The organism is Maritimimonas rapanae, from assembly GCF_057837205.1.
In genome coordinates this window covers 486,386-504,148 of the sequence record NZ_JBYQFI010000002.1, presented here as the reverse complement: position 1 = coordinate 504,148, position 17,763 = coordinate 486,386, and the positions used below count along the sequence as shown (strand labels likewise).

Here is a 17,763-nt window from a genome sequence, read left to right as displayed (position 1 = left end):
ACGGTAAAATTTTGGGTTAAACAAAAGTAATGAATTTTGAATAAAAAAAAACCCCGCGAATTGCGGGGTTCTTATTATTTTAAATACTCAATTAGTTAAAAAGATATCTCAAACCAATTTGCATTTGCCATCTAGAACTTAATAACCCAGCGTCATCTATTCTATCAAGATTTGCGGCATTGTTAGCATTAAAACTAAAATTTGGTGTAGTACCGTCTGCTTCAAAACCTTCGAAACGTATTGGTTGAGAATTCGACGGTCTAAAGTTTACTTTACCCCATTCTTTGTTTATTAAATTGGTAAAGTTAAAAACATCAAAACTTAATTGTAGGGTATTTTTGCCAACTGAAAAGTCTTGTAATAGCTTTAAATCTACTATATGGCTCCATGGTCCTCTAACTGCATTTCTTTCAGTATACTGACCTCTTCTTGAATTTAAATAATCATCACTAGAAATAAACGCATCCAGTTCTGCCCAGTTATTAGTCGTTAAAACAATATCAGACGCATCCCTTGGTACATAAATTAATGATGTGAAGTCTCTAGTATCATCATTTTGTAACCCTCTTGCTCTACCACCATAAGTATATGAATAAGGTCTTCCTTGTGTACCAGAGTAAACTAAGCCGAGAGTTGTCTTTAAATTATCAGACCACTTTAACTCATATGACATATTAGAAATTATTCTACTACCAGCAGAGAAATCAGATCTCGTTACTGGTAATGGGGCGTTTTTACCATTTACATTTTGCATACCTCTCCATTGTGAACTGTTTTGAGAAGATGTACCATCAAAAATAGCGTAAGCATCACCATAAGAGTATGAAATACTTCCTGTAAATCCTTTTTCAAATCTTTTTGATAATGTCCCTACAAAATTCCAAGTCTCACCTTTACTCGTATTAGTTGCTAATATTATTCGGTCATAAGTGCCATCTACGTCATCCCCTCTATCATAAATTGGTCTCGTGTCTCCAGTACCTGTCAAATTACCAATAGGCCCTTTAACATTTAAGTTTTCATAAAATATATTAGATATTGTCTTTTGGTATAAAATATCTCCTGAAAACGTTAAGCCGCCCCATGGTAATTTTTGATCAAACGCACCATTAATTTTAAATACTTGAGGTAGTTTAAAATCAGATGCAAATAAGTCTATATTACCTCCTGTTTCTCCAGTGCCTGGTTGTGCGCCAACCGCTTGAGTGTTTACATTTGGATTAAAAGGAGCGATTGTTGTAAACCAAGAACCTTGAAATAAGAAACCGCCAGTAACACCATTATTGTTATATGTACCACCTGGCCAAACTAAAGGTAATCTAGAAGTAAAGACTCCAAAACCACCTCTTATTTGTGTTTTACTTTCTCCCTTCACATTCCAATTAAATCCAACTCTTGGAGCAATATGTATTCTATTTGAAGGGCCTCTACCAACTCTTGCGCCCTGTAAATTTTTACCTGCAGCCTCTAATAAAGGAACCGTTACATTGTTAAAATGTAAATTTGTTGGTCCGTCTTTCCAAAATGGAACATCAAAACGCAAACCAACTGTTAATTTAAAATTATCAGTAAACTGAACTTCATCTTGCGCATAAACACCAGCCTGGAATACTTTAAAGTCTGCTGACCCTGAAGAAGTATCACCAGCACCGTCAGAAACCAATGAGTAACCTCTTTGGTAAACATTTGTATTATCTGCTAAGAAGTCTGCTACACTATTATATTGATACTGACCGTAATTAAATGCAAAGAATAAATTTTTAACATCTGACCATTCGTTATGCGTACCTAAAGTTATTGTGTGTTTGCCTTTATATATTTCAAAATTATTTGTAATAGTAAACACGTCAGTGTTCAATAAATTAGCTGTAGAAAAAGGTTCTGCTCCAAATTCAATTCTACCATCACCATCTCTAACTTGAACAGATGGGAATGGATTGCCAGAAGGGTCTCTATCGTCTCTAACTCTTGTATATCCAACAACTAAACTATTTGCAAATTTTGAACCAAAGCTAGAGTTAAATTCTAGCGAAGTGGTATTTGTTGTTGATGTGAAGAATTCAGATCCATTTAAAAAACCTATGTTGCCTCTATTAGAGTTTCTAGATTCTAAGTTGACTGCTTTTGTATAATTGTGTTTTAAAGATAATTTGTGATCATCACTTAAATTAAAATCAAACTTAGCAGTAACTTTATCACTTTCTAAAGTAAAATCATTTTGATCATAAACACCAACATCATAACCATAATTACTACTAACGAATTGACGAATAGCTTCTAATCCAGCGGCATCGGTATCCCCTACGTAATTAGAGACATTAAAAGGCTGTGGTGTTACATCGTCTTGTTTTTCATAATTAAGGAAGAAAAATATTTTATCTTTTATGATTGGCCCTCCAAGTCTAACACCATATGTTTGAGCAGTGAATTCATTTAATTTTTCCCTACTTCCTCCGGTAGGAACTAAATCTACAGGTGTTTTACCAGCTAATGATTCATTTCTAGTAAAGTAATAGGCAGAGCCTTGAAATTCGTTAGATCCCGAACGTGTAACGGCGTTTATAGCTCCACCACTGAAACCTCCAATTCTAACATCAAAAGGTGCGATTTGAACTTGAAATTGCTCTATTGCATCCACTGAGAATGGAGAAACTCCTGTTTGTCCACCATTAGTACCAGAACCTGCTAAACCAAATACATCGTTACTAATAGCTCCATCTACATAAACGGCATTAAACCTATTGTTATTACCAGCTAAAGAAATTGAAAAACCATCATTTCCTTCTGTAATTGAAGCATGAGGAGTAACTCTAACAAAATCTGCAATTGAACGAGATGCAGAAGGTAAGTTATTAATTTGTCTTGAATTAATTGTCGTTTCTGACCCAGTTTTATTACCATCAAAAATACCTCCTGTTTGAGCAGAAATTACTACTTCATCTAAGACATTAGAAGTCTCAGTCATAGTAGCATTTACTCTAAAAGTTTGACCTAACTGAAGAATAACATTATTTCTTACAAAGTCATTAAACCCTACATAAGAAACAGTAATAGTATATGGTCCACCAACTCTCATGTTTGAAATTCTGTAAAGTCCATCAAAATCGGTTGAAGATCCATATTTAGATCCTGAAGGGTTGTGTATAACAACTACACTAGCTCCCGGTAAAGGATTCCCGTTATTGTCAAGAACCTTACCATTTAGTGAAGAAGTTGTATTACCCTGTGCAAAAACAGTAGATGATGCAACAAAAAGCATCATTACTATTAGTAAATTAGTAATTTTTTTCATGTTTAAATTGAATTAGTTTATGTTTTGCGCGGCAAATGTAAATATTTAAAGTTAATTATAACTTTAAGAAAACATTAACTTTTAGCCAAACAAGCAAATATATATATTTTTGTGGAATTGCTAAAAAATGAGGTTAAAATTGTGTATTTAACAGCTTCAATTAGATTCTTTTGTTAAGAAGATAAGTATTTAAAGTTTATTTTAACATTTTGTTAGCCATTTCTTTTCCTAGCTCTACTCCAAATTGATCAAAACTATAAATATTCCAGATATAACCTTGTACAAATGTCTTATGTTCATACAACACTAATAAAGAGCCTAGAGTCGTTGGAGTTAATTGATCAATTAGAATTGTATTTGAAGGTTTATTACCTTCGAATACTTTGTAGGGTAATAATGAATTAATTGCTTCTAAATTGTTTGAAAATTTTAAATCAAGATGAACCTCTTCCTTTGTTTTTCCAACACATAGTGCTTCCGCTTGAGCGAAAAAATTTGCCATCAATTTTTTATGGTGATCATCTTTACCGTATAATGATTTTTTAAAACCTATAAAATCTACAGGAATTAACTTACTTCCTTGATGGACTAATTGCATAAACGCGTGCTGGGCATTAGTGCCAGTATTACCCCAAATAATATTACCTGTTTGATAGTTAACTTTTTCTCCATTTCTATCAATTGATTTGCCATTACTTTCCATAGAAAGTTGCTGTAAGTAAGGAACCAACTGGGTCAAATACTGAGAGTACGGAGTTACAACTTCGCTTTCTGTATTAAAAAAATTATTATACCAAATTGATAATAATGCTAGAACTACTGGTATGTTATTGTCAAAAGATGCTGATTTGAAATGTACATCCATTTGATAAGCACCATCTAATAGTTCCTCAAATTTTTCAAACCCTAATGCTAAGCTAATTGACAATCCAACAGCGCTCCATAATGAGTAACGTCCACCTACCCAATTCCACATCGTAAAAACATGATCGTCTGAAATACCAAAAGTTTTTACCTTTTCTAAATTGGTTGAAACTGCTACAAAATTATGCTGAATATCGTTTTCTGTTGCCGATTCTAAAAACCACTCTTTTACAGTTAAGGCATTGGTTAAAGTTTCTTGTGTAGTAAAGGTTTTAGAAACAATAACAAATAATGTCGTTTCTGGATTTAGTTTTTTTAGAATTTCAGAAACATGATCGCTATCTATATTTGATATGAAATGCGTGTTTAGATGGTTTTTATAAAATTGCAAAGCATCTACCACCATTCTCGGCCCTAAATCTGAGCCACCTATGCCAATATTAACAATATCTGTAATTGCTTTACCGCTATATCCTTTATGCTCTCCAGAAATAACCTTTTCGGAAAAAATCTTCATTTTTTCTAAAGACGTATTTATCTCAGGCATTACATCTTTTCCGTTTACAAAAACAGGATTATTTGATCGGTTACGTAAAGCTGTATGCAAAACAGCTCGATTCTCTGTAGTGTTAATCTTGTCTCCTGAAAACAGTTTTTCTATACCATCTTTTAGATCTACCTCATCAGCTAAATTTAAAAGTAACTTGATGGTTTCTTCTGAAATACGATTTTTTGAATAATTTAACTCAAACTCATTAAGGTCAATTGAAAAATGTTCTTTCCTTTTTTCGTCTTTTGTAAAAAGAGCCCTAACGTGCACGTCTTTAATCTTGTTATAATGCTCTTGTAATTGCTTCCAAGTGGTTGTTTGAGTAGGATTAATAGATTTTAAAGGCATATTATTTTATTAATGACAGTAAAAATAAAATAAGAAACGCAATCAACAAGTAACTAGATTGATTATTTACGACAACGTTTTAGAAATCTAAAACAATTAAGGAATAACTTCTGTAGGAGTAATAGCTATCTGCTGCTCTTGAATTGTTATACTATCTAATTCTTGTTTAAGAGGAGCAATATAGGTTAGATACCCTTCTTTAAGTTCTTTCTTTATAGGTTCTGCTGAAGGTAATTTTTGTTTAAACGGGTCAACCTGAACACCATTCTTCCAGAAACGATAGCAAACATGTGGGCCAGACGTGTTACCTGTCATACCGACAGTTCCAATAACATCACCTTGTTTAACATAGTCACCCTTTTTTACCAATCTTTTTTTCATGTGTAAGTATTGAGTAGAATAGGTAGAATTATGTTTTATTTTTACATAATTTCCATTACCTCCTCTTCTCCTTGATTCTACAACAGTTCCGTTGGCAGTACTTTTAATAGGTGTACCAATTGGTGCAGCAAAATCTGTTCCTCTATGTGCTTTTACACGACCATAAAAGCGAATTCTTCTTTTAAGATTATATCTCGAAGAAATTCGACTGAATTGTAATGGTGCTTTTAAGAACTGGCGTCTTAAATTACCAGCTTTTTCATCATAAAAATCATAAATGTTCTTTGTAGAATCTGTTACATAATTAAAAGCATAGAAAGGGCTATTCTTGTGTTCAAAATAAGCAGCTTTAACCTTGCCTATTCCAACATAAGTAGTATCGTCTACAAATTTTTCTTCATAAATAATTTTAAAATTATCTCCTTTTTGTAAATGAAAAAAATCGACTGTCCAAGCATAAATATCAGACATATCATTGACCAAGTTATAATCTAGCCCTTGATCTTCCATAGCTTCAGAAAGTGAAGATGTGATAATGCCTGTAGCAGTTTTAGTAACTGTTTTTACATCTTTACGTTTATGTTTGGTCACCACCGAATCTGCAAAATCTAGAACCACATACTCTACTTTGTTTGGTCTATAGATAAAAACCTGTGCTTTTTCAGTTGAATCTTTTTTAGCGAGAATTGTATAAGGTTTACCGGCTAATAGTTTACGGACATCAAACGATGCTTTTGCTGCTTCTGCAATTTTATATACTTGTGGATAGTCTACGTGGTTTCTATATAATATTTCGCCAAAGCTTTCGCCATTTTTAATAGTATCTTCTACAACTATATAATCATTAAAGGTATAACCAAATTTGCTAATTATTTTAGGTGGTTCAACTACTTCTTCGATAGAGACTAATTTTTTTTCTTTAGCGCATGAAAACAATAAAAGAACAAATAGAAAAGGAAGTATATACTTCGGTTGCATGAATTTCATTAAAATAATTTCGCAAATCTACTATTTTAAATGAAAAATTTATAAAATGAAACTGTTAAAATATAATTGGAAATGGATTCGCCAACCCTTTATAAGCATCTAAATCTGCTCGCAAAGATCCTACTGCTAATGAAGCTTTGATGCGCAATGGTATTTTATTTTCGTCCGCACTTACCCATACAGTTAAGCTTTCTTGTTCTTTAAATACACGCCCTGCCTGTACAATAGGTCTAAACTTTAAAGAAGCTACTTTACCAAACTTAGTTCTAATCGTTTCTTTGCCAAGGTAACGCAGTTTGAATTTATAATTCGTTTCATCAAAAAACATCGTTAATGCCACTTCATCATTAACTTTCATGTTACTTAAGTCTTGATTTCTTAAGTAATATAGTGTGGATACCATATCTTGAACGCCTTCAGAGAAATCGAAACTTGCTTCAGTTTTATGTTTGTGATCTTTAACTAGTGCTTTTTTTGTTTGATGGTTAAAAAGAATCTCTTTATCTTTTTTATATCCGCCTTCGTTAATTTTTCTAATAAAATGGTATGGCAACAGTGATTCTTTATAAAAATAGGATTGATAATTATCTTTTACCTTAAAAAACCAACTAATTACACCCGTAGTTTTACCTTTGCCAACAACATGAAATGCCTCTTTACCATTATGTTTTGTTTCTTTTATTTCCATTGTGGCATTACCGGCATTCAAAAAGTTGCTATAGCTAATTCTAAATTTTAGCCATTCTCCTTTTTTAAATGCCTTAGTGTCTGTTTGAGAAACTGACGAAAACGATACTAAAAGTGTTATTATAATTATTACTTTCTTCATCTTTTTTTGTTTAGCAATTGATAATAAACAATTACTGTTCCAAAAATAAAAAACTCCTAAAAAGAATTGGTTTTTAGGAGTTTAATTTTCATTATAACGCTAGTTATTGTCTTTGATACACTGTTTTATAAGTAAATCCTTCGTCAATATCAACAACACTAAATCTGTCATTACTTTCGAATGTTACTTTATTTGTTTCTGTTTCACTTGCAATAGTGATTTTGTAATCACTATTACCTTCATTACTCCAAGTACCGCTAATTGTAATATCTAACACACAATTATCATTACCATCATCTTCGAAATCTTGAGCTTCAAAAGTACCGTCAGCTTTAAACTCCAAAATACCCTCTGCATCACAACCTAATTCTTGTTCAATATCATTTTCAAATTCTTGAATAATCTTCCACTTTCCAATTATTTGATCAATTGCTGGAGAATCGTCGTCATTACTACACGATGTTAATACAAGTGAAGTGGCAACGAACATTACTAAAAATACTTTTTTCATAATTTTCGGTTTTATATTTTATTAAATGTAAAACCTTAAACGCTTGGTCTATGATAATATTTTGTGCTCATTAAGGTTATCTACACCCCAATTTTCTAACTCATTATCACTCCATAACTTAGGAAAGAAAATTCTTCTCTGATAACGAGGGTGCATATATTTTTGCCACTCACTTCCGCCAGTAGCTTCAATATCTTCACCGCCAATATATTTTTGTGCAGCATTATAATGTGCCATAACCCAACGAACGTTTACGGTATGATCATAATGTCGCATAGCATTTTTTAAATCTATATTCTCTTGATCTTCTTTAGGTAATGATTTAAATTTCGACCATAAATTAATAGTGTTGTACTCTTTCATCATCCTAATAAACTTATCTTTATATTTCTCTTCAAACTGCTCTAGAAAATATAGTTTCTTGCCAGTTTTGTGATCTTTACCCGCTGCTTGCCAATATAAATGTTCAAATGCATGCTCAAAAGGGGTGTTTCGATCTATGGTTTTTCTAAATCTAAAATCAATTAAATTTATAAGTTCGGTTGAGCAAAACTCGATCATTCTATATTGAGCACTTTGAAAACCGCTTGCTGGTGTTAATGTATCTCTAAATTTTAGATACTGTTCTATCTCCATTCCTTCTTGCATAATACTGAATGATGTAGCCAACATGTCGAAATAGCGACTAATACGCATCAGTCGAGACGCAAAGAAATCTGTTGTAAGTTTTTCGTTATGAGATACTTGATCAATTTCCCAAAGAATCATTTTAAAGATTAGCTCATTGATTTGATGATACATTATAAATACCATTTCATCTGGTAATAATGTTCTTTGAACCTGTAAATTCAGCAAAGCATCTGTCTGAATATAATCCCAATAAGTGATTGGTTTACTTCGCAATAGCCCGTCAAGATGTGTATCAAGATCTTGACCTATAGCATCATATTTTTTTTGTAGTTGTTCTACTTGTTTTTCAATTTCTTTATCCATTGTTAATAGTTGAGTATTACAAATATATTAAAGCTTATTGCTTTACTTTAAATTCTATTTGTAATGCATTCTTTGTTTTATTAGTGATTTTAAATCTGTTATCTAATCTTTTATTTACAACCCAAACGATTTGATTATTTGAACACAATAACCAAGTATTTTCTTTATCTATTAGCGAATACTTTTCGTCTTTAAAAAATTTACTCAATTTCTTTTTACCATTCATTCCGAAAGGATAAAAATAGTCACCTTCTTTCCATTTCCTTAATTTTAACGGAAATTGTAACTTGTCCTTATCTACTAAGATAGTATTAAGATTTTCGAAATTTGAACCGTCACTTTCTGTGTCTTTTAATTCAATAAAAAACTTATCATCCAACAATTTCTTTTCGTTTTCATTTATTAAGAAAATTTGTTCTTTAATTTGAGTTGAGTTGGGTTCTAATAAAAAGTGATCTCTATCTTTTATTAATCGATGTGTTTCACTAAAAATTTGTTTTCCTGATTGTGCGTCTAATAAACTAGCTACATCATTCCACTCTTTAAAACCATATTCTTTGAGAAGTTCATATAAATATGTTTTAGGGGAAGTTAATTTTTTAATCTTTTGAATGTCTATTTTAATACTATTCTTTGATTCACTTAAAAAGACATCCTTTTTTAAATCAACAATTGCATCATTTATAATCTGTTGATTTTGTTTTAAATAAGTAGTTGTTTGATCAAATGATTTTAGAAAACTAGGATTCAGTTCTTTTAGTAAAGGAATTATTTGATGCCTAATTTTATTACGTAGATACTTAGTTTCTTTATTCGTTAAGTCTTCACGCCATTTTAGCTTATTCTTTTTTGCATAAATTCCAATCTGATCTTTTGAAAATGGTAGCATAGGGCGAATCGTTTTTCCATTAACTTCTGGAACTCCTGTTAAACCATCTAAACCTGTACCTCTCGAAAAATTGATCAGAAAAGTTTCTAAGCTATCATCTAAATGGTGTGCTGTTGCTATGTGATTTAAATCATTTTCTTCTAGCAAATCATAAAACCAGTCATATCGTAATTCTCTAGCGGCCATTTGAGTGGATAACTTATTTTTTTTAGCAAATTGCTCAGTATCAAATTGTTTAGTGTGACATTTAATTCCTAATCTTTTTGCAAGACTCTTTACAAAGAACTCATCATTATCTGAATCCAATCCGCGTAAGCGAAAATTACAATGGGCTAATTCAATATATAATCCTGTATTATATAGTAAATCAGTTAATACAACACTATCTATACCGCCAGAAATAGCAACCAGTATCTTCTTGTCTTTAAGAAAAGGAAAATTAGTGTAGATATGTTCTTTGAAATCTGCTAGCAAAACGTAGCAAAGGTAAAAGAAAAGTCATTACAGATTTTTCATTTATTACAATGACTTTAAAATTTTAACTTCGAACATCTAACGCATCTCTTAACGCATTACCAATAAGCATAAACGCCATTACGAGGCTCATAATTGCTAACCCTGGAATAACTGCCAAATACGCTTTACCTAAAATAATATAACTATAATGATCTTTAATCATGGCACCCCAAGATGGGGTTGGTGGTTGCGCTCCAATACCTAAAAAGCTTAAACCACTTTCTATTAGGATAGCAGCCGCAAAATTGGCTGCGGAAATCACAATAACTGGCGCCATAATATTGGGCAAAATGTGCTTAAAAATAATTCGAGAATTAGAGTAGCCTAAAGCTTTTGCTGCTTCTACATATTGCTGTTCTTTAGTACTCATTATCTGACCACGAACAACACGAGCAACCTCTACCCACATGGTTAATCCTACTGCAATAAACACTTGCCAAAATCCTTTACCTAAAGCCAATGTAATTGCTATAACTAATAACAACGTTGGTATAGACCAAGTTATGTTAATAAGCCACATAATAAATGTATCTACTTTTCCGCCAAAATATCCTGCTATCGCTCCTATGGTGATACCAATTACTAAAGAAATAAACACAGCAATAAAACCTATAAAAAAGGAAATTCTAGCGCCTATAAGCATTCTGCTTAAGAGATCTCGCCCGTACTTATCGGTACCTAAAATAAACTTCTTAGATTTTATATAATTTTCTGGATTATTCTTAAAAAGAACTAGAGGATAAGTTTTGGTTTGTTTTTGAGTATTTCCTTCTGCATATTCTATAACTTCTAAGTTTTGATCAATAATTTTATAGCTAGATATTGGTATTTCTGTAGATCTATTTTCTTTGCCAAAAAATAATTTCTTAAAATAGGGTTCATTAATTTGTTCTTGACTAGGAATAGTAAGCATTTGAACTGTAAATCCTGGTTTTTTTGAATGAATTTCTAAATGCATTTGATTTGCATTACTAGAATTGTCTGGAGCAAAAAAATAGGCGAATACAGCAACGATTCCGACAAGTATAATATACCAAAAACTAAAAAGCCCTGAACGATTCTTTTTGAATTTTTTCAGAGCTAATTGTGTAAGTGAATCTGACACTTTATAAAACTATAAAGAATTAATTTTTAACTAAAGTGATTTGATTTTTTAATTTTAAATCAGCAAGTACATTTAAGCCTTCCTCTATGTAGATATCTTTACTTAAATTTTTATGCCAAGCCTTACGTTTTTCTGCTAAAACCTCATCATTTTCTAATAATGATTTTTCATATTCTGGCGAAGTAAAAGTTAAATCGTTTTTATAATTATAAATAGGTAAGAACTTTTTACTTTCTTCTTCTCTTTTGGCAATATCGCTAACATAGTCTGAATATTTTAAGCTAATTGTGCTGTCGTCTCTACCTTCTTTTACCCAGCGTGCATTTTCATCAATCAACATAAACTGAGGGTTGTTTCTAATTCTTTTCTTACTGTCATTAACAACTTCATCAAAATTTGCATACTTATTCCAAGGTTTATAATTTGCTTTTTGAATTTGATCCCATGGTAGTGGGTTCTCTTCATCTCGTTCACCAATATCCATGTACGTATATCTACCCGGCATAGCAATATCAGATACTACACCTTTTAACTGGTTAGATCCACCGTTTACACGATAAAATTTTTGAATCGTCATTTTTAACGCACCTAAATCTTTATCGTATTTATAATAATTATTCAATGGCATTATGTTTTGTACTGTGCCTTTACCAAAGGTTTGTTTGCTGCCTATAATCACTGCTCTGTTATAATCTTGCATAGCAGCAGCGAAAATCTCTGATGCTGAAGCTGAAAGCTCATTTACTAATACCACTAATGGCTTATTCCAACGTATAGCATTATCTCTATCTTTTCTTACTTTAGGATTGCCTTCTCTATATTTTACTTGAACTACAGGGCCATCTTCTATAAACAAACCAGCAATAGCAATAGCAGTTTCTAAAGAGCCTCCTCCATTATTTCTAAGGTCGATTAATAAACCTTCAACATTTTCTTGGCGCATTCTTTCTACCTCTTGCGCCATATCTGTAGCAGAATTTCTAAAGTTTCTTTCACTAAAGTCTATATAGAATTTCGGAAGGTCAATTACTCCAAATTTTCTATTATTCTTTTTTACGATACTTGTTTTGGCAAATGTTTCTTCTAGTTCTACAACATCTCTAATTATAGAAATTACTTTAGTAGAGCCATCAACTTTTTTAATAGTTAATCTTACTTCTGTGCCTTTTTTACCTTTAATAAATTCAATAGCATCAGTAGTTCGCATACCTACAATATCTAAAGGTTCTTTGTCCGCTTGAGCTACTTTTAAGATAACATCCCCTACCTCTAGCTCACCAGCTCTCCATGCTGGCCCTCCTGAAATTAATTCAACTACTGTTGTATAATCACCTTTTTTCTGTAGTCTAGCGCCAATACCTTCGAGCTTACCTGCCATTTCGGTATCGAAAGATTTTTTAATTCGTGGTGCTAAATAATTTGAATGTGGATCAAATTCTGTGGATATACTATTTATAAATACAGAAAACCAATCTTCATCATTAAGGTCATCCATTATATCAAAAAACTCTTCGGTGCTTTTAAGTGACGAAATACGTGCTTCTTCTTCTAATTCTTTAAAAGATTTCATTTTATAAGATGCATCTTCTTTTTGTTTTTGTTTTTCAGATTCTAATTTGTCGTGTAACCGAACTAAAGTATTTAACTTTAATTGTTTGCGCCAATTTCTAATTAATTCAACTTCATTCTTAGCATAAGGTTTTACATCGTAATCTAGATCTATCACTTCCTCTTTATCAAAATTGAATGGGAATTTTAAAATTTCTTTATAAAATTCTCTAGCTTCTCTTAATCTACGTGCATATCTAGAATATACGATGTTATAAAAAGTAAGGTCTTCATTTTTTATTTGATCATCAATCTTATCTTTATAAAAACTAAATTGATCTAAATCTTCTTGAGTAAAAAATCGTTTAGTCGGGTCTAAACCTTCAATAAAATCAGTATAAACTGAAGCAGAAAATTCGTCATCTATATCTTGAGGATCATAATGCCCTTGGGTAAGCGCATATCTAATTAGCCCTAATAATATTTTATCTTTTTCAGGATCTGGTTGTTGTTTCTTTAGGGTAAAACTCAATAAGATTCCTGTCAACAGCACCAAAGGCACTATTATTTTATAATTTCTTTTCATAAAAATTATCATTCTATTCATTCAACAATCACTATTCAATCAACTAAAATAGTGCCAATTATTCAATTTAAATATTATTTAACAGATTTTTTATAGATGCCTTTAAAAGCCTGTTGGGTTACTTTATCTTTTTCATTTAAAATATCCCATGTTTGTGTAACAGACTTATCTTCATTTAGTTGCCAAGTAATTTGGTTATAATATTTTCCATTTTTACCTTCTAACAACTCACTTTTAAGCACCATTTTGCCGTTAATATAACTACCTTTTAACGTTAAACTGAAGCCAGAATTGTCTATCCATACCTGATTCCATGTTTTATCGGCTAAATTATAGTAGTTATAACTAGTCCCTCTATTCGATCCAGCCGATTTCCATTGTTCTCTCATCACGCAATTACCATATTGATCTTCTTTTGTGATAAAGTTAGTCCCAACTTGCTTGCCTTCGGTATTATATACCGTCCATTCACCTAGCCAAAAATCAAACTGACTATGTGCTTCAGTGCAACAAGGGCAAGGTTTTTTATCAATATCTTGGGCATTAATATTTGCTAAACTGATATTTAACAACATCACTATTAAAAAAATAGTTCTGATTTTCATGACTTACAGGTTAGTATTATGTACAATTATACTGAATTTTAACCTTTAGGCCTCATAACAAAATGTTAAACAATAATGGCTAATCTTACCATAAAAAAATAGTAGTTTTGTTCTACTAACGAACTTTTATGAACGAAAAACCTCTAATTTTAGTTACTAATGACGATGGTATTACTGCACCTGGCATTAGAACATTAATTTCTGTAATGAATGAAATTGGCGATGTGGTAGTTGTTGCGCCAGATAGTCCACAAAGTGGTATGGGACACGCAATTACAGTAGACTCAACTTTATATTGTAATCCTGTAAACGTAGATGATGGAATTCAGCTAGAATACAGTTGTTCTGGCACGCCTGCTGACTGTGTGAAACTAGCGGTAAATGAAATTTTAAACAGAAAGCCAGATTTATGTGTTTCTGGAATAAATCACGGCTCAAATTCATCAATAAATGTTATCTATTCTGGTACCATGAGTGCTGCAGTAGAAGCCGGTATAGAGGGTGTTCCAGCAATAGGATTTTCTCTACTAGATTATAATTGGGATGCTGATTTTAAACACTCAAAAGAATTTGTTAAAAACATAACTTTAAGTGTTTTAGAAAATAAATTGCCAGATGGCATTGTGCTTAACGTAAACATTCCTAATCTAAAAAAAGAAGATATAAAAGGTGTAAAAATATGTCGTCAAGCACACGGAATATGGAAAGAAGATTTCGATAAAAGAGTGAGTCCATTAGGTAAGGATTATTACTGGCTATCTGGTAAATTCGAAAATCAAGATCATGGAGAGGATACTGATCTTTGGGCTTTAGAAAATGGTTATGTTTCCGTTGTGCCAGTTCAATTTGATCTTACAGCGCATCACTACATTCAAAAATTAAATAATTGGGATTTATAATGAGAAAAGAGATACTCACTGGTGTTTTAATTGGTTTGTTAGCAACAGCAATAGGTTTTTATTTATATGTAGAATTCGCGCTAAAGGGTTCTTTTAGCGATGCTTTAGAAGTAATTAAAACTCAAAAACTTTATGGTATGGTGTTAAGTATTGCTGCACTGCCAAATTTATTAGCCTTTTTCGTTTTTATAAAAAGGAAACATGATTATAGAGCTAGAGGTGTTTTAATTGCAACTTTTCTTATTGCATTTTTAATTTTGATATCACAGTTCTTGTAAAAAATGAAGTACTATTTACTTGCTGGTGAAGCTTCTGGCGATCTACATGCTTCTAATCTAATGAAGGCTTTGCAAAAAGAAGATTCAGCTGCCGAATTTAGGTTTTGGGGTGGTGATCTTATGCAAGCGGTTGGTGGTAAATTAGTTCTACATTACAAAGAGCGTGCGTTTATGGGTTTTGGAGAGGTTCTAATGAACCTTCGCAAGATTTATGGTCATATTTCCTTTTGTAAAAAAGACATTGCTCAGTATAAACCAGATGTAATTATTTTTATTGATAACTCGGGGTTTAATTTACGTATTGCTAAATGGGCAAAACAGAAAGGTTTTAAAACCAATTATTATATCTCACCGCAAGTCTGGGCATCTCGAGCTGGCAGGGTTAATGCTATTAAACGTGATATCGATAATATGTATGTTATTTTGCCTTTCGAACAAGATTTTTATAAAAAATACAATTATAATGTCTCTTTTATAGGGCATCCTTTATTAGACGCCATAGTGGAAAAGTCTCAGGTGGATGAAATCGCTTTAAAAAAAGAACATAAATTAGGAGAAAAATCAATCATAGCGCTATTACCAGGAAGTCGAAAACAAGAAATCACGAAAATGCTTTCGGTAATGCTAAAAATGCTTTCAAAATTTAAGGATTATCAATTTGTTATTGCTGGCGCGCCTAGTCAAGATTATGAGTTTTATAAACCGTTTATAAAAGATAGTGATGTAAAGTTTGTAGATAATGAAACATACGCTCTACTATCAATTTCTTATGCGGCATTAGTTACATCGGGTACGGCAACTTTAGAAACGGCCTTGTTTAAAGTACCTCAAGTAGTTTGTTATAAAGGAAGTAATCTATCTTATCAAATAGCAAAGAGAATTATAACATTAAAGTTTATTTCGTTGGTTAATTTAATTATGGATAAAGAAGTTGTTACTGAACTTATTCAAAATGACTTTAACGAAAAACGATTACAACAAGAACTTGCCAAAATATTAGATACAAAACATCGAGAACAATTGTTTGAAGATTATTACGAATTAGAGCAAAAGCTAGGTGGTAAGGGTGCTAGTGAAAAAGCCGCTAAGTTGATTTACAATTCTCTTTCTTAAGTTTCTGTCAAATATTTCTTCCTAAATTTTACTACTAAAATTCCCATTCTTAAAAACATCCAAACGCTAAAGGCTATCCAAATTCCGTACAATTTTAAACCGTAATAGTCACCTATAAGCAATACTGGAATAAACCCTAAAAAAGTAGCTATTAATAATACATTTCGTAACGCAACGGCCTCTGCTAATCCTTTAAATAATCCATCAAAAACAAAAGCGATAGCATTTAATGGTTGCATTAAAATAACAATCCAAAAAATAGCATAAAAGGAATCTAATACAATTGTTTCTTTAGTGAAAAGTTTCCCGATAGGATAATAAAAAACAAAACAAACTAATCCTAAAATAAAAGCTATAATAACTGCGTATTTAGTAAGATCAACACTTAGCTTCCAGAGGTTTTTATAATCTTTTTCTCCTAATAATCGCCCAGAAACTATGTTGCCAACACTAGAATACCCATCAATAAAAAAGGCAAAAAACAACCAAATCTGAAAAGCAATTGTCTGAGCTGCTATATAATTATTTCCATATTTTGTAGCATAGGCATTGGCAAAATATAACGCTATGTTCAATGCTGTCGCTCTTATAAAAAGGTTAAAGCTCAAACTCAACAAACGCTTAATCTCTTTATTAAAAGGTAACGTAAATTGAAGGTTAAAAGGTGTCTTCTGCAGCATTAAAACCAATGCAATAATCGCCATTATTCCTTGAGCAACAATACTTGCGTAAGCTGCTCCTTGAATATGCATTGCAGGAATAAGTCCTTCAATACCAAAAACTAGAATATAATCTAAAATAATATTAAGAACCGTTCCGATAATACTGATAACCATCGGCCAATAGGTGTTTTGCATACCCCTAAAAACGCCAAAAACAGAAAAGGTAAATAGCGTAAATGGTAAACCAATCGCTCTAATTTTATAATAGTCTATTGCATAATTAAGAATTAACCCCTCAGCGTTGTAAAGTCTAAAAATTTCATCAACAAAAAAGAGAGTTAAAAAATAAATGAGCGCACTTAATACTACATTAATAGCTATAATTTGAGCTGGTAATGTCTTAACCTCTTCTAATTTTTGAGCTCCTAAATATTGTGCTATAATAGCAGAAATTGCAGATCGTGTTTGTGCCAATATCCAAAATAATGCAGACAAAAAAGAGCCAGCTATACCAACTGCAGCTAATGATTCTATGGGGTTTAGATCTACATTGCCAACTATAGCTGTATCAGTAATCGACAATAGTGGCTCAGCTATACCAGATATAATCGCAGGTATTGCAAGCTTATTGATTTGTTTAAAAGTAACTTTTTGTTTCAACTAGCTAAACTTCTAAGAATTGGCGAAGTTCGTAAATAAATGTGTATAATTGTAGAAAGAGAAAAAGCCCCAGATGTCATGAGACGCACCTGAGGCTTTTTGATTAAATAACTCTAAATTTTTCTTTTTATAGTAACTTTCCGCCGA

The 17,763-nt window shown here is 31.9% G+C and carries 14 protein-coding genes; 3 read left to right on the top strand and 11 right to left on the bottom strand.

Features of this window, described 5'->3' with window-relative positions:
* Positions 1–91: 91 nt before the first annotated feature.
* From AC3IF2_RS12350 to AC3IF2_RS12305, 10 genes are all read right to left on the bottom strand, one after another.
* Positions 92–3,292, bottom strand: coding sequence for a TonB-dependent receptor (locus tag AC3IF2_RS12350; protein ID WP_489167720.1), 3,201 nt, complete (start codon positions 3,290–3,292; stop codon positions 92–94).
* Between the two features lie 196 nt (positions 3,293–3,488).
* A complete protein-coding gene (gene pgi / locus AC3IF2_RS12345; RefSeq protein ID WP_489167719.1) occupies positions 3,489–5,054 on the bottom strand; it encodes a glucose-6-phosphate isomerase in 1,566 nt (521 codons plus the stop codon).
* Between the two features lie 96 nt (positions 5,055–5,150).
* A complete protein-coding gene (locus AC3IF2_RS12340) occupies positions 5,151–6,413 on the bottom strand; it encodes a peptidoglycan DD-metalloendopeptidase family protein (protein ID WP_489168010.1) in 1,263 nt (420 codons plus the stop codon).
* A gap of 64 nt (positions 6,414–6,477) precedes the next feature.
* Positions 6,478–7,251 (bottom strand): DUF3108 domain-containing protein, encoded by a 774-nt coding sequence (locus AC3IF2_RS12335; protein WP_489167717.1) that lies wholly within the window; start codon positions 7,249–7,251, stop codon positions 6,478–6,480.
* A 103-nt stretch (positions 7,252–7,354) separates the two neighbouring features.
* On the bottom strand, positions 7,355–7,762 hold the full coding sequence (locus AC3IF2_RS12330; protein WP_489167715.1) for a lipocalin-like domain-containing protein: 408 nt from the start codon (positions 7,760–7,762) through the stop codon (positions 7,355–7,357).
* A gap of 48 nt (positions 7,763–7,810) precedes the next feature.
* On the bottom strand, positions 7,811–8,755 hold the full coding sequence (locus AC3IF2_RS12325; protein WP_489167713.1) for a tryptophan 2,3-dioxygenase family protein: 945 nt from the start codon (positions 8,753–8,755) through the stop codon (positions 7,811–7,813).
* Between the two features lie 34 nt (positions 8,756–8,789).
* Positions 8,790–10,118, bottom strand: coding sequence for a tRNA lysidine(34) synthetase TilS (tilS, locus tag AC3IF2_RS12320; protein WP_489167711.1), 1,329 nt, complete (start codon positions 10,116–10,118; stop codon positions 8,790–8,792).
* A 64-nt stretch (positions 10,119–10,182) separates the two neighbouring features.
* Entirely contained in the window at positions 10,183–11,265 is a 1,083-nt protein-coding gene (locus tag AC3IF2_RS12315; RefSeq protein WP_489167709.1) for an ABC transporter permease, read from the bottom strand.
* A gap of 19 nt (positions 11,266–11,284) precedes the next feature.
* On the bottom strand, positions 11,285–13,399 hold the full coding sequence (locus AC3IF2_RS12310) for a carboxy terminal-processing peptidase (protein ID WP_489167707.1): 2,115 nt from the start codon (positions 13,397–13,399) through the stop codon (positions 11,285–11,287).
* Positions 13,400–13,473: 74 nt separating this feature from the next.
* The gene (locus AC3IF2_RS12305; RefSeq protein ID WP_489167705.1) at positions 13,474–14,004 is read right to left on the bottom strand and encodes a hypothetical protein; all 531 of its coding nucleotides are present in this window, start codon (positions 14,002–14,004) and stop codon (positions 13,474–13,476) included.
* A 128-nt stretch (positions 14,005–14,132) separates the two neighbouring features.
* On the opposite strand from AC3IF2_RS12305, the gene surE reads away from it, so the two are divergent.
* From surE to lpxB, 3 genes are read left to right on the top strand one after another with little or no spacing between them, the layout of a single operon-like run.
* A complete protein-coding gene (gene surE / locus AC3IF2_RS12300; protein ID WP_489167703.1) occupies positions 14,133–14,903 on the top strand; it encodes a 5'/3'-nucleotidase SurE in 771 nt (256 codons plus the stop codon).
* Complete coding sequence (locus AC3IF2_RS12295) at positions 14,903–15,181, top strand: hypothetical protein (RefSeq protein ID WP_489167701.1); 279 nt, start codon at positions 14,903–14,905, stop codon at positions 15,179–15,181. The genes surE and AC3IF2_RS12295 overlap by 1 nt, the downstream gene beginning before the upstream one ends.
* A 3-nt stretch (positions 15,182–15,184) precedes the next feature.
* Positions 15,185–16,294, top strand: a complete 1,110-nt coding sequence (gene lpxB / locus AC3IF2_RS12290) for a lipid-A-disaccharide synthase (protein WP_489167699.1) — start codon at positions 15,185–15,187, stop codon at positions 16,292–16,294.
* On the opposite strand, the gene AC3IF2_RS12285 is transcribed toward lpxB, so the two are convergent.
* Positions 16,291–17,616: an MATE family efflux transporter gene (locus AC3IF2_RS12285; protein ID WP_489167697.1), complete on the bottom strand. Its 1,326-nt coding sequence runs from the start codon at positions 17,614–17,616 to the stop codon at positions 16,291–16,293. The genes lpxB and AC3IF2_RS12285 overlap by 4 nt on opposite strands.
* Positions 17,617–17,763 lie beyond the last annotated feature (147 nt).

Excerpts from the sequence above, each read along its gene's own strand:
- AC3IF2_RS12350 (WP_489167720.1), bottom strand. The coding sequence starts at position 3,292 with ATGAAAAAAATTACTAATTTACTAATAGTAATGATGCTTTTTGTTGCA.
- pgi (WP_489167719.1), bottom strand. The coding sequence starts at position 5,054 with ATGCCTTTAAAATCTATTAATCCTACTCAAACAACCACTTGGAAGCAA.
- AC3IF2_RS12340 (WP_489168010.1), bottom strand. The coding sequence starts at position 6,413 with ATGCAACCGAAGTATATACTTCCTTTTCTATTTGTTCTTTTATTGTTT.
- AC3IF2_RS12335 (WP_489167717.1), bottom strand. The coding sequence starts at position 7,251 with ATGAAGAAAGTAATAATTATAATAACACTTTTAGTATCGTTTTCGTCA.
- AC3IF2_RS12330 (WP_489167715.1), bottom strand. The coding sequence starts at position 7,762 with ATGAAAAAAGTATTTTTAGTAATGTTCGTTGCCACTTCACTTGTATTA.
- AC3IF2_RS12325 (WP_489167713.1), bottom strand. The coding sequence starts at position 8,755 with ATGGATAAAGAAATTGAAAAACAAGTAGAACAACTACAAAAAAAATAT.
- AC3IF2_RS12310 (WP_489167707.1), bottom strand. The coding sequence starts at position 13,399 with ATGAAAAGAAATTATAAAATAATAGTGCCTTTGGTGCTGTTGACAGGA.
- AC3IF2_RS12305 (WP_489167705.1), bottom strand. The coding sequence starts at position 14,004 with ATGAAAATCAGAACTATTTTTTTAATAGTGATGTTGTTAAATATCAGT.
- surE (WP_489167703.1), top strand. The coding sequence starts at position 14,133 with ATGAACGAAAAACCTCTAATTTTAGTTACTAATGACGATGGTATTACT.
- AC3IF2_RS12295 (WP_489167701.1), top strand. The coding sequence starts at position 14,903 with ATGAGAAAAGAGATACTCACTGGTGTTTTAATTGGTTTGTTAGCAACA.
- lpxB (WP_489167699.1), top strand. The coding sequence starts at position 15,185 with ATGAAGTACTATTTACTTGCTGGTGAAGCTTCTGGCGATCTACATGCT.